Here is a 13,640-nt window from a genome sequence, read left to right on the forward strand (position 1 = left end):
GCGACTCTAATTCATAATCCCGATATCGGAAAATACAGATCACACTCGCAATAATGCTTGTTGCCCTTGGCGTAATTAATATATTCAAAGCTGAACTTCTCCTCTAATTGAAAAGGTACAGTCGGCATCCAGGTTGAGGTGATGTATTCCCAGATTTCACTCAGAGAGTGCGGCGTAATCTCCTCAGGCCGATGCAGCCCGATATAGGTAAACACACCGTATTTATGCGGTTTAATATGTTTGATATTCAGGTCAGGCGGGATGATGCTGCTGTGGTTGATTTGCAGGGAGGGCTGGTAGGTCATAGACACGGTAAAGGGCTCGGGAATGGAAGTGAAGCCGATATAGACATCCTTCTCTACCGGATTCATAATCCTGGAACGGGAAAGCGTGAAGAATTCGACACCATAACAGGCCGCAGCCTGGGACAGCCGGTTGTCCTCTGCATGAATAGTATAGGTGGGTCCTGCTATTGAAAAAGGGGGCAATACCGAGATGGAGCGAAAAAAAACGAGGCCATCTCCGGCGCGGCTCATAAAGTCGGCATTGAACCGGTCCAGGATATTCAGCGGGGAAGGCGATCTGCGCCATTTGGCCGGAGTGACATGATACTCTTCCTTAAAGGCCCTGTTGTAGGTCCGTTCACAGCTGAAGCCGTATTTGGCGGAAATATATTCAATGCTGCTCCGCTGATTCAGCAGATCGCCAAGCGACAGGGCAATCCGCCTTCTGCGCACATACTCCATTAAGCCAGTGGCTGTAGCCCCTTTCCAGATGCGCAGCAGGTGGAATTTGGAGACATTGACATGCCCGGAGATATCATCAAGACAGAGCGTTTCCAGCAGATGCTCTTCAATATATTCCGTTGTCTGGTTGATAGTTTCCAGTAAATAATGATCCATTTGGGTCTCCCTTCCAGCAATTTCTGTCCGGTTTTCATGAAAAACGTGAAGTATAATTTTACCACAAGCTCCAGAATCGGCAAGCGATTTCAATCATAGGGAGCGGTGGAGGATTAATTGGATATGGATGATAGAGTACTGCTGGAGTTAAAAGACCGCTATCTGGCTGCGACGGAAAGCTTTGTTGACAGGGTCAGGGAAGATCCGAACGTTATTGCCGTCATTGTGTGCGGAAGTCTCGCTTATGATTCAGTCTGGGAGAAAAGCGATATCGACATGGGCCTGGTCGTCCGCGACCAAACCCTGCAACAGAACGCGTATTGCCTCGTGGAGGATGGAATTACGATAAACGTCCAGCTGTTTGAGCGAAGTACCTTCAAGCGGGGTTTTGAACGAATGATCGGCGGGTCGATGCCGCAGTCTTTTTTTGCGAAGGGGCGAATGATCTATACTTCTGATGATAGTCTTTATGATTACTTCGAAGAATTCAAGCAGCTGGGAAGCTATGATATTGCGTTGTCCCTGCTTTGGAATGCCTGTGAGTTGATTGATGTGTACTACAAATGTCAAAAATGGCTGACGGTGCGCAAAGATCTGCTGTATGCCCAGTATTTTTTGCTTAAGGCAGGCAATCTGATCGCCAATATGGAGCTGTGCTCACAAGGTGAGCCGCCGATCCGGGAGTCGGTCCTTAAGATCCTCGAACACAGTCCGGAACGTATGGCCCCCTTTTACCAGAACCCGATGTCCCGGCGCTTAAGTGAGGATGAAATTCAGAACGCCATAGACACAATAGGACAAGTCCTGGACCGTCATCTCGACATGATTAAGCGCCCGGTCATTGAATTTATGGCAGATCAGGAGATGAAGACCGTAACCTTGCTGGCGAAGCATTTTCATATGCAAAGTCATTTCCTGATCAACATCCTGGAGTATATGGCCGAGAAGGGTGTCATCGAGAAGGTGTCACAAACGATCCGCATCACCTCCAAGAGCAAACCGGCCGTCGAGGAAATTGGTTTCTTGTATATTCCATAAAGAGAAGGGGGAATTGTCATATGTCCGTACGCACGACAATTGAAATATCGGGGGCCAAGCAGAACAATCTCAAGAATATCTCCGTAGAGATCCCGCGGGACAAGTTAACGGTCATCACCGGGGTATCCGGCTCGGGCAAATCCTCCCTTGCGTTTGATGTCATCTATGGGGAGGGACAGCGGAGATTTCTCGATTCAATCTCGAATTTTGCCAAAAGCAGGATCAGCCAGGTGAAGAAAGCCAAGGTTGATTCTGTGCGGGGGTTGTCCCCGGTTATTGCCATAGAGCAGAAAAAGGGCAACAATAATCCCCGCTCTACCGTAGGGACTGTGACGGATACCAATGATTATTTGCGGCTGTTGTTTGCGACAGCGGGTACCGGGCATTGTCCGGAATGCAGCCATCCGCTCAAGCAGCTGTCTGCAGCCCAGATCGCCGAACATATCTCGGCGCTGCCTAAAGGCACGGTCGTTGAGCTTCGGGCCCCAGTATACAAGATCTACGGGGAAGACTACAGCTATACTTTCCAGCAGCTGCGGACCAAAGGCTTCAAGCATTTGCTTATTGATGGGGCTCCGGTGTCATTGTCGGAAGAAATTGAGCTGGATGAATCTGCAATCTACAAGATCGAAATGGTTATTGACCGGTTCACTTTAAAGCATGACACCTACATACAACTGACCAAGACCATTGAGGCGGCGATGCTGGCGCTGGATGAGGATATATTGATCAAGGTAGAAGTGATCGGGGGAGTGGACGACGGGTTCTATGACCATTTTGGCTGCCGGGAGCATCATTTTTTCCTCTGCGATATGCAGCCGTTCCATTTCTCCTTCAATACACCGGCAAGCGCCTGCCATACCTGCATGGGTGTGGGCATGTCCTATGTCGTGGAGCCGCGTTTTCTGGTGGTTGCGCCGGAGAAAAGCATTAATAAAGGAGCGCTGAAGAGCACGGTGTTCAACACATCGGGCAAAGACAGCTACCGCTCGGTGATGATGTACAGCTTGTCCCAAAAATATGGGTTCAGCCTGGATACACCATTCCATGAACTTCCTACATCGGTTCACGAGCTGCTCTTCTTCGGCAGCAAAGGCGAACTCGTCCCCATGCTGCACCCGCCTGCCTCCCAAAAGAAGAACTGGATTACCGGCCGGGACCGGCCGTTTGCGGGATTTGTGCATGAGATGGAACATTGGTACAAGCAATACATCCGCAAGTCATCCACCTCGGAGGCGTTTGAACCGACCTTTATCAAGGAGTGCATGATCGAGCGAATATGCCCGGCATGCGGTGGAGCGAGGCTGAAGAAACAACGGCTACAGATTACGGTCGGGGACCGGAATTTTGACCAGCTTAGCCGCATGCAGCTGCATGAGCTGCTGGGATTTCTGGATGGCTTGACCTTTGAGGAAGAGGTACGGGATGTAGGGGAGACCATTATCCGCGAGCTGCATACGAGAATCTCCCTGCTGATCGAAATCGGGCTTTATTACATCAACCTGGGCAGAAGAAGCGATAGTATGTCCGGAGGCGAAATGCAGCGGATCAAAATGTCGACGCAGATCAGCAGTGAGCTGATGGGCATGCTCTATATTATGGATGAGCCGAGCATCGGACTTCACCCGCGCGATTCGAGCAAGGTGATTGATACGATGAGAAAGCTGTGCGATATCGGCAATACGATCATAGTGGTTGAACATGATCTGGATACGATACAGTCTGCCGACCATATCATCGAAATTGGTCCAGGGCCCGGTATTCATGGCGGGGAGATTGTTGCGAGCGGAACGATGAAGGATATTATGGACGAGCCGGAGTCGGTTACGGGCCAATACTTATCCGGAAGCGCAAGCATCCCTATTCCCAAGCAGCGGCGGAATCTGGGAGATCACTTCTTATCCATTCAGGGAGCCCGGGAGAATAATCTCAAGAATGTGGACCTGGACATTCCGCTGGGTGTTTTTATCTGCGTGACCGGGGTATCCGGCTCTGGGAAAAGCTCGCTGATCAACGAGATTCTGTCCAAGCAGCTGAGAATAGATAAAACGGGTGCACGGATTGTCGCCGGGGAGCATGATTATCTGTTCGGTTCGGAGCTGCTAAACCATGTGATCAATATTGATCAGACACCTATCGGGAGAAACAGCAAATCCAATCCGGCCACTTATATCGGGATATACGATAAAATCCGTGACCTGTTCGCCATGCAGCCTGTTGCCGTAGCGCGCGGGTATCAGCCAATCGACTTCAGCCTTACCCATGCAAACGGGACACGATGCGAACACTGTGCGGGCGACGGGATTATCGTCACAAGCCTGCAGTTTATGGCTGACATTGAATCCATCTGCCCGGTGTGCAAAGGCAACCGGTTCTCTGAAGAAGGGCTTGAAATCAAGATCCGGGATAAAAGCATAGCCGATGTTCTGCAAATGACCGTGGAAGAAGCCAGTATTTTCTTCGAGGAGCATAAGTATCTTAAGCATAAACTGGGGATTATGAATGAGCTGGGACTGGGATATATGACCCTTGGCCAAAGTTCAACCACCTTGTCCGGCGGAGAAGCGCAAAGAGTGAAGCTGGCTTACGAATTGGGCAAGATCAAGAAAGGCGCCCACAACCTGTATATTCTAGATGAGCCTACAACGGGATTGCATCTGGCGGATATACAGAAGCTGCTGCTTGCCCTGAACAAGCTGATGGACAGCGGGCATTCTGTCATCGTCATTGAACATCATCTGGATGTGATGAAATCGGCAGACTATATCATTGATATGGGACCGGAAGGCGGCAATGAGGGCGGATATGTTGTTGCGGAGGGAACTCCAGAGCAGGTGGCACAAGTGGAGGCTTCCCATACTGGAAGATACCTGCGCAGTGTGCTTGAACTACGGAAGTAGGAGTGAAGGAGCGAAAGTAATGAACGGACAATACAAAGTGAAATTTGCGGAAATGCAGGATGTTGATTCATGGATGTCAATGATTGAAGCTGTCCGCAGTAATTTTCCGGGTCTCCACAGCGAAGAATTGCTGGAGGGCTATAAACAGACCGTAATTAAGAACATTAACAGGCGGACGGCTATCTGCGCGGTCTATGCTGGCGAGGTTACCGGGCTGATGCTCTTCTCCTATAATGCCAAATGTCTTTCCTGCATGGCCGTACACCCGGATCACCGCAGACAAGGAATCGCCACAGCAATGATCGATCAAATGTTATCTTTGTTTCCGGAGGATACAGAGCTTTCCGTAACTACGTTTAGAGCAAATGATCCGCTGGGGGCAGCACCGCGTCCGTTATATAAGAAATTTGGATTTGTTGAGGATGAGCTGATAGAGGAATTTGATTATCCCCATCAGAAATTTGTCCTTCGCAGATCACCATCATAAAGGGGGATAACATTGAATCAGCCACAGATTTATCCATATGAATTGTCTGCTGTTGTAGAAGCGCGTATTGGATCATTTACAGTTCTCTCAGATCACAGACAAGGCAGCTCAAGAACAGGAGTGTGGAAGATTCAAGCGGCCCAAGATCAGACATGTTATTACCTGAAGACTCATAGCCGTATTCAAAGATGGCATCCCGAAGTGTATGCCTACAACCACTGGGTGAATGCTTTAAAGCCTTATGTGCCGGAGCTAATTGCAGCTTTTGAGGGAGTGGGTTGGCAAGCTATCTTAATCTCCGCACTCGATGGAGTCACTATGAGAGAGGCAAACCTGAAGCCGGCTGAGCGATACACTGCTTACAATAAAGCAGGGCAATTGACCAGGCAGCTGCATGATTCACAGACCGGTGATTGGTTTGGCCGTCCGGATAAAGACGGAAATCCCATTGAGCTATATCATCATGCGGATCCTGTTGTCTATATCCGCAGCACGCTTGAGGATATGGCCGGCAAATGTATGGAACTAAACCTTCTTCAGCCTGCTGAGCTTGAACTGCTGGAGTGGGCTCTACAGAATGCCGGTGTTTTTGAAGGCAGCAAGCCTGTCCCTATAAGCTGGGATTCAACCCCGGGCAACTGGCTGGTAGATTCTAACGGAATTTTCACCGGACTGATTGATTTCGAGAACATGTTATGGGGCGTAGATATTGACCATTTTTCGGTACTGTTTGAGAAATATTTTATTAAGGATGAACGGGCCAAGGTTGCGTTTTTTGAAGGCTACGGAGATGAGATACTGACTCAAAAGCAGATCCATATTCGAATTTGCTGCATCAAGCTGGCTTTGGGAGATCTCTATTGGGGTACTCAAAATAACATGCCTAAGGCTATAGCAAACGGGAGGAAACTTCTGGCGTCCTTGCTGAAAGCTAATGATGATAAATGATGACTTTTAACGAGGGTAGGATACTTTCGCTTATTCACAGTAATCTTCCTGCCAGTTCATTATTTTACATTTTTCGAGTTTCCTGTACAATATAAGTTACATATTATTACAGTCATCAATTGAAAATGCTTGCGTTATACATACGCTAAGGAGTGGATCAAATTATCTTAATGCAGTATTGGTGGCAACTGTCTTTAATTGGAGTCGTCAGCTATTTCCTGGGGAATATCTGCGGAGCGGTGATAGTCTCAAACAAGTTTATGCACAAGGATATCAGGGGGCTAGGAAGTGAAAATGCCGGAACGACGAACATGGCCCGGGTATTTGGCGTGAAATACGGAGTAGCGGCCTGGATTTAAAAGGAGGTAAGGGATTTGCTCAGGAATAGGTGTGTTTATGGCGCTCCAGCCGCTGTTTACACTGATTCTACTAGTCTACGGGCTTCTTAGCTCTACCATCTGCTGAAATATGGAAAAAGGGCTCATTGGGCTTGTGAGATTTATTAAACATTATAAATTTATGAATCTAGTAAGTGTGGAGGTTATAACTTGTGTCGAAACCTGTGTATGGAAAAAACGCTGTGCAGCTGAAGCATAACGAAAGATCAACAGGGGGAGTATGGCTGCTGGCTGCCGCTTTTATACTTTTTCTGGGATGGGCGCCATTTCAGAGGGGATTGTTTAACAGTCAGCAGCTCATATTCGAGAAACCTCTCTTTGTGTCTGCTCTATTATGCTGTCTTATGCTGTTTGGCTGGGTAGGTTTGAATTATAAAAAATTCAAGCTGCAGGAGCAAAGTGACTTGCTTGTCCTGGCTGCATTTATGTTGCCGGTCATTTACGCGCTAACACTGTTTGTAGCTGTTTCGCATTTCTCAGCGATGAACATGCTGTTTATTCAGACTATGTACGCTGCCGTCTTTATAATCTCCTTCTACCTGTTAAAGCAAAAGCAGGTAAACTTTGCGGTACAGCAGGCCATCTTGAGTATTGCTTATATCATTGTATGGTTTGGCCTGCTCAATTGGTTGGGGAGCGGGAAGTTAGCGGGCAGTCTGGTAGGCTGGTTCACAAAGGAAGTGGTCAATGGAACTTACAATGGCGCACTGATAACTGATTCCAACGGTTTGCGCCTGACCTCGATATTTCAGTATGCCAATACGTATGCAGCTTTCTTAATGGCCTTTCTGTTTGTTGCTCTGTTTGCACTGGTCCGCTCCAAAAAGGGGTACGGCTGGCTGATACACGGGTTCATGCTCGTCCCGATTATCGTTTCCATGCTGCTCACGCTGTCACGCGGCGGGCTTGTCATGATGCCGGTAGTATTTATATTGCTGTTGTTATTCCTGAAGTCTGTGCAGCAGATTCTATGGATCATTCATCTTGGAATTTCTGGATTGGCATCTTTAATTATTGCGTCACCCGTCACTAATCTGGGAATCAGCCTCAATACGGATTTCACGTCATCATCGGCATTAAAGGGCTGGAGCTACTTGCTCGGGGCTTCGCTCCTCACAGCCGGATTAAGCTGGGCAGTGCAGCGTTACCTGGCTCCATGGCTCCGAGGCAAGCTGGACGGCGAGAACTCCCGAAAACTGAATGGAATGTGGATTCCACTGGGTTCGGTAGCGCTTGTCGGTATTATTGCCTTTCTGCTGATCGGTACAGGCGTGCGGAGTATTCTCCCGGACCACATTGAAGTCCGGCTGGAGAATATTAACTTCAAGCAGCATAGTGTTTTGGAGCGGATTACCTTTTATAAGGATGCTGTTAAGGTTATTAAGGATAATCCGGTTCTTGGGATCGGAGGTAGCGGCTGGCAGGCAGTGTTCGGGCAATATCAGAATAATCCCTATGTCAGCCACCAAGTGCATAACTTTTTCCTGCAGTATCTGATAGAGGTGGGGATAGTCGGGTTTGTTGTGTTTATGAGTTTCATTCTCTATATTTTTTATAAGTATATCCGCGGGTATACGGCAAGGAAGCAGGATGAATTCAGCAATGGTTTCTTTTATCTGATTATTGCATTATCCATTCTTGTTCACAGTCTGTTGGATTTCAATATGAGCTATGCATTTATGGGGATTCTGGTCTTTTTGGGCATGGCCGGAATGGCAGTGGTGATGGACAGCAAACCGCTGCGCCGGAACTGGAACAAGGCAGGGGTGCGTTACGGGTACCTTGCAATCCTTACGGCAGGAGCGGTGTTCATGCTGGTTCTGTCCATTAACTATATCAGCTCCAACAATGCCGGCAATAAAGCCCGGCAGTTGTTCAGTGTCAGTCAATCCTATGATGAGCTCAAAGCTCCGCTGGTCAAGGCGCTGAAGATACGTCCAGGCCATCCGGAGTCGACGATCTATCTGTCTTCACTGGATCAGCAGGTGTATTCCCAGACGCAGAACGAACAATTTCTGGAGGAGTCGCACACCTTACTGACGACTGCGCTAAAGAGAGAGCCCTACGATAAAGAGTTATTGAAGCAGTTGGTTTCTTATTATGACCTTAAAAATCAAAGCGACCTTGCCCTCAAGGTCTACCACGATAATGCCAACAAGTACAAGTGGGATATCGATTGGTACAGTACGCTGATCAGCCGCTCCTTTATGCTGGGAGAGCAAGCCTTTAATTTAAAGGACGATGCGGCTAAACAAGAATATTTCACAATTGGACTTCAAGCCTACGATCATGTGACTGCCGGTGTGGAGCATCTGAAGACACTGCCACCCGAACAGCTGCAAGGAAATCCATTCTCTGTAACCCCGCTCATCGCCCTGAACGCGGGTAAGATAAAGTTTATGATGGGCGAAGTACAGGAAGCATCGGATATCTTAAAGCAGGCCTTAAGTGCAGATTATGCGGATGTTACTAACCGCGAGATCGCCCGCTGGTATCTGGCTGCACTGAAAAAGAATGGAGGCCAGGACCAGGCGGTCCATGATCTGCTGATTGCAGCGGACGCACAGGAGGCGGCCCGAATTGATGAAATCTTAGCTAAGCAGTATTAAAGGAAGGGACACTCTCCTGAATAAGAAATCGTTTTGCATATTGCATTTTTTGAAAATTAAAGTGTAATTGAGGCGTTTTTGCGTTATCCTCTAAGAAGACACAGCTTTCCCGGAGCTGGTCAAATCCAAAGAAAAGTAGAGAATACCGCAGGAGGAACCTGGATGTCAACTGAGATTTCACGTTCGTATATTGAGAATGTAAAGCTGGAACTGCTCAGCAGGCTTGGCCTGAAGCAGGTCTATTATAAAGGTCCGGCAGGCGATGATTTACTCTTTGAGGCCACGGGCTTTGACAAAGGAACACAGCACAAATTTTGCGTCAGAACAAAAACAGGGACCATTGATGAGTTCGTTGCAGGGAAATGGATGAAGGTCCGCAGCTTTACGGTCAAGAGTGAAAAATGAAACTTGGCACAACAATCAAAGCCGCATACCCCGCGATCTGTGGGGTATGCGGCTTTTTTGTGGTAAAGAAAACTATAGATTGTGAAAATTGTGTATCACTCGAAAACTTGATGATGCACTGGCTCAGCTACTTGGGATTGAGTAAAAGTGCCAGGAACACTATCACTATGCTGCACAGGATATTAGATATTGGTGCCACTGGGCTACTGGGCTCCGGGTGAAATGAGAAGCATAAGTGCATTTGAATTCGCCGTACTCGGCAAAATCCAATGATTTAAGTCAACCTTTTGAGGACGGCAAGCCGTTTCCACTTCTTTTGTAACCGCATTAAGATGCTTGTTCGAATTGGCTATTGTAAAGCTCCGCATAGAAGCCATTTTTGGCAAGCAGTTCATGATGGCTGCCGCTTTCCAAGATATCGCCATCCTTCAGAACCAGAATCACATCGGCATTCTTAATTGTTGAGAGCCTATGTGCAATCACGAAGGAAGTTCTTCCTTCCATAAGCTTATCCATCGCCTGCTGAATCAACAGCTCTGTTCTTGTATCGACCGAGCTTGTTGCTTCATCGAGGATGAGCATCGGCGCGTCCTTGAGCATCGCGCGGGCGATCGTAAGCTGTTGCTTTTGCCCTGTAGATAAATTGACTTTGTCGTTTAGCACGGTATCGTATCCGGCACTCAAGGTCTGTATGAAATGGTGTAAGCCCACTGACTTACAAGCCTCTTCGATTTCATTATCGGTTACGCCCGTTTTGTTGTACACTAGGTTTTCCCTGATAGTGCCCTCAAAAAGCCAGGTATCCTGCAGAACCATACAGAATAAATCATGGATATTTTCTCTGGTCAAACTGCTGATTGGGGTATCATCAATATAAATTTCCCCGCCCATTAATTCATTAAACCGGATTAGAAGGTTTACAAGCGTTGTTTTACCTGCGCCGGTAGGACCGACAATAGCGACTTTTTGTCCAGGCTTAACCTCTGCAGAGAAATCTTTAATAACAAGCTTGTCTGAATTGTCATAAGCAAATTGCACATGCTCAAATTTCACTTTGCCCGCAGCGGTTTCAAGATGTCCTTCCTTGTGACTCTCATTGTCCATTTCTTCGGCATCCAGGAATTCAAAGACACGTTTGCTTGCGGCAGACGCCGATTGCAGACTTTGTGCGGCTTGCGCAATCTGTGACAGCGGCTGTGTGAAATAACGGACATACAGAATGAAGGCCACGATAACCCCAAAGGATATCGTTCCGTTCATAGCAAGTATAGCACCTGCGACACAAACGGCCACAAACCCCAGATTGCCTATAAACATCATAATCGGCATCATGAGACCGGAGAGGAACTGTGCTTTAAATGCACTATCTTTAAGATTCGTATTCAAGGATTCAAATGTACTGCGCATTTGCGATTCGCCATTGTAGGCCTTCACTACAGTATGTCCAGAATAGACTTCCTCCACATGGCCATTGATTTTTCCTAAATATTCTTGCTGGCTTTGAAAATACTTTTGAGATTTTTTCATAATTGCCGCCATGAGGCCAAAGCCAATTACGGTGGCAACAATCGCTGTAATGGTCATGATCACGTTCGTTTTGAACATCATGAGGAGAGACCCGACAAACAGGGCGAGGGCAGTGACCAGTGTGCCGACACTTTGATTTAACGCTTGCCCGATGGTATCCACGTCGTTTGTAACCCGGGACAGGATGTCACCGGTTGTAGACTTATTATAATAAGAGATCGGAAGCCTGTTCATTTTACGGGAGAGATCGGTTCTTAAGCTTTTGGAAACCTTTTGTGTAACTACGGACATAATTAATCCTTGTGCCAAAGACAATACAGAGCTAAGGAGATAGATAAATACAAGGAAGAGTCCAATGGAAGTTACAGCTTCCATATCAATACCGGTGACGATGCCCTCGGTGATCAAGTCTGTTATCTCTGAAAGCTTATCCGGCCCGAGCAAAGTCAGTACCGTACCGATTGCTGCACTGATAATTGCAATAAGAACTACGGGAATATATTTTCTGCCATAGCGGAGAAGTTTGCTCCAGGTGTTGAGTTGCTCTTTGCTCTTGTTCATTAGGCCAGCTCCTCCTTAGAAAGTTGTGAGTAGGCAATTTCCTGGTAGATACTACAGGACTGCATTAATTCATCATGTGTCCCCATGCCTGCCATACGTCCAGCTTCCAGTACAATAATTTTGTCCGCGTCTTTGATTGTACCGATTCGTTGGGCAACAATCAGCATCGTTGTGCCGCGGGCTTCTTTCTTCAGCTCACTGCGCAATTTGCGGTCTGTCTTATAATCAAGGGCTGAGAAGGAATCGTCGAAGATCAATATTTCAGGACGGCGCGCAATGGCCCGGGCAATGGACAGACGTTGTTTCTGCCCGCCGGACAGGTTCGAGCCGCCTTGTGCGACATGAGCCTCGTAGCTGCCGTCCATCTTTTCCACAAAATCCGAAGCTTGAGAGGTATAAACGGCATCAACGACATCAGATGCAAGATTACTTCCGTTGTCACCAAAAGCAACGTTGGAGCTTACCGTGCCGCCAAACAAAATCGCTTTTTGGGATACATATCCTATTTTGTTGCGCAGTGCACTTTGCTCGTATTGGTTGACATTGATACCATCCACCAGCACCTCACCTGCTGTAGCATCATAAAAGCGGGGGATCAGGTTAACAACGGTACTTTTTCCGCATCCGGTTGAACCGATAAATGCCACGGTTTCTCCTTTTTTTGCCGTAAAACTGATGTCCTCAACAACATAATCCTCTGCATCAGGATATTTGAAGCTGACATTTCTAAATTCGACTTCGCCAACCCGATCCGCCTTGGAGGAAGTAAGCGATCCGTTCTGTAAGCTTGGTTTAGTGTCCAGCACTTCGTTGATTCTTTTGGCAGAGACATGGGCACGGGGCATTAAAATAAAAATCATGATCAACATCATGAACGCCATAACCACCTGCATCGCATAGGATGAGAAGACAATCATATCGGAAAATAAGCCCAGCTTCGCGGCACCATCGGCATTCTGAATCAACACAGCACCTACCCAATAGATAGAGAGACTTAAACCGCTCATAATGAGAGAAATACTTGGCATCAGCATGGACAATACATTGTTGGCGAAGAGATTCGTCCGGGTAAGCTCGTTGTTGGCTACGCCGAATTTATCTTCCTGATAGCCTTCTGCATTATACGCGCGAATGACACGCAGTCCGGTGAGGTTCTCTCTTGCTACACGATTTAGGTTGTCCGTCAGTTGCTGTAATCTTTGGAATTTCGGCAGCACGAGCACGATACATATGCCGACAATCAGGATTAACACGCCAATAGCGACACCGGTAGAGAGCGACCACTGCCAACTTTTGCCCGTGATCTTGAGCATCGCCCAGACTGCCAGGATAGGAGCCTTCAACAGCAGCTGCAGACCAATGACAATCAGCATCTGCACTTGCGTGATGTCATTCGTGGACCGGGTAATTAGACTGGCTGTAGAAAAGTTGTTGATTTCTTCCATGGAGAAGGACTGTACCTTATCGAACAATTTGGAGCGTAATCTTGAAGAGAAGTTAGCCGCGGTTCTGGCGGCAATGCCTGCCACAATAATGGAGGTGGCTAAGCTGCCGAGGGCACAGAGCAGCATCCAGACTCCGGCTGTAATAATTTCGCTCATTTCACTTCCCGGTGTCTGTATAAGACGGGTAATATCGCTCATGTAACCGGGCAATTCCAAATCCAGCCATACCTGTGCAACAATGAAGAGGAGGCTAAACCCGACCAGAGCCCATTCCTTCGGTTTCAAGTATTTAAGTATAGTGACCATATCTCTGACTCCTTTATGTGGTGTTGCATCCATGATAACGAAACAAGATAAACTGAAAATTAACTTTTCTGAAAGAATAAAAAGCCCTGAAAGAACCATTCAGTTCTTTCAAGA

The 13,640-nt window shown here is 47.4% G+C and carries 10 protein-coding genes; 7 read left to right on the plus strand and 3 right to left on the minus strand.

The features are described 5' to 3' along the window. Positions 1 to 11 precede the first annotated feature (11 nt). Entirely contained in the window at positions 12 to 902 is an 891-nt protein-coding gene (locus AC3WT9_RS30120) for an AraC family transcriptional regulator (protein WP_341378106.1), read from the minus strand. 123 nt (positions 903 to 1,025) lie between these two features. Here AC3WT9_RS30120 and AC3WT9_RS30125 point away from each other — a divergent pair, with 123 nt between their 5' ends. The 7 genes from AC3WT9_RS30125 to AC3WT9_RS30155 all read left to right on the plus strand — a co-directional run bounded on the left by AC3WT9_RS30125 (position 1,026) and on the right by AC3WT9_RS30155 (position 9,687). Next, positions 1,026 to 1,940, plus strand: coding sequence for a nucleotidyltransferase (locus AC3WT9_RS30125; RefSeq protein ID WP_341378107.1), 915 nt, complete (start codon positions 1,026 to 1,028; stop codon positions 1,938 to 1,940). A gap of 20 nt (positions 1,941 to 1,960) precedes the next feature. Beyond that, entirely contained in the window at positions 1,961 to 4,840 is a 2,880-nt protein-coding gene (uvrA, locus tag AC3WT9_RS30130) for an excinuclease ABC subunit UvrA (protein WP_341378108.1), read from the plus strand. A gap of 19 nt (positions 4,841 to 4,859) precedes the next feature. Continuing rightward, positions 4,860 to 5,327 carry a GNAT family N-acetyltransferase gene (locus AC3WT9_RS30135; protein WP_341091667.1) on the plus strand — a complete coding sequence of 156 codons (468 nt, stop codon included), beginning with the start codon at positions 4,860 to 4,862 and terminating at the stop codon, positions 5,325 to 5,327. Positions 5,328 to 5,339: 12 nt separating this feature from the next. After that, complete coding sequence (locus AC3WT9_RS30140) at positions 5,340 to 6,275, plus strand: aminoglycoside phosphotransferase family protein (RefSeq protein ID WP_341378109.1); 936 nt, start codon at positions 5,340 to 5,342, stop codon at positions 6,273 to 6,275. A gap of 170 nt (positions 6,276 to 6,445) precedes the next feature. Continuing rightward, on the plus strand, positions 6,446 to 6,634 hold the full coding sequence (locus tag AC3WT9_RS30145) for a glycerol-3-phosphate acyltransferase (RefSeq protein WP_341097619.1): 189 nt from the start codon (positions 6,446 to 6,448) through the stop codon (positions 6,632 to 6,634). Positions 6,635 to 6,825: 191 nt separating this feature from the next. Further along, entirely contained in the window at positions 6,826 to 9,282 is a 2,457-nt protein-coding gene (locus tag AC3WT9_RS30150; protein WP_341091670.1) for an O-antigen ligase family protein, read from the plus strand. A gap of 162 nt (positions 9,283 to 9,444) precedes the next feature. Next, positions 9,445 to 9,687: a hypothetical protein gene (locus AC3WT9_RS30155; RefSeq protein WP_341091672.1), complete on the plus strand. Its 243-nt coding sequence runs from the start codon at positions 9,445 to 9,447 to the stop codon at positions 9,685 to 9,687. A 327-nt stretch (positions 9,688 to 10,014) separates the two neighbouring features. On the opposite strand, the gene AC3WT9_RS30160 is transcribed toward AC3WT9_RS30155, so the two are convergent. Beyond that, positions 10,015 to 11,775 (minus strand): ABC transporter ATP-binding protein, encoded by a 1,761-nt coding sequence (locus AC3WT9_RS30160; protein WP_341378111.1) that lies wholly within the window; start codon positions 11,773 to 11,775, stop codon positions 10,015 to 10,017. Further along, positions 11,775 to 13,526, minus strand: coding sequence for an ABC transporter ATP-binding protein (locus tag AC3WT9_RS30165; protein WP_341378112.1), 1,752 nt, complete (start codon positions 13,524 to 13,526; stop codon positions 11,775 to 11,777). The genes AC3WT9_RS30160 and AC3WT9_RS30165 overlap by 1 nt, the downstream gene beginning before the upstream one ends. Between the last annotated feature and the right edge of the window lie 114 nt (positions 13,527 to 13,640).

This window comes from Paenibacillus sp. EB106-06-01-XG199, assembly GCF_058791575.1.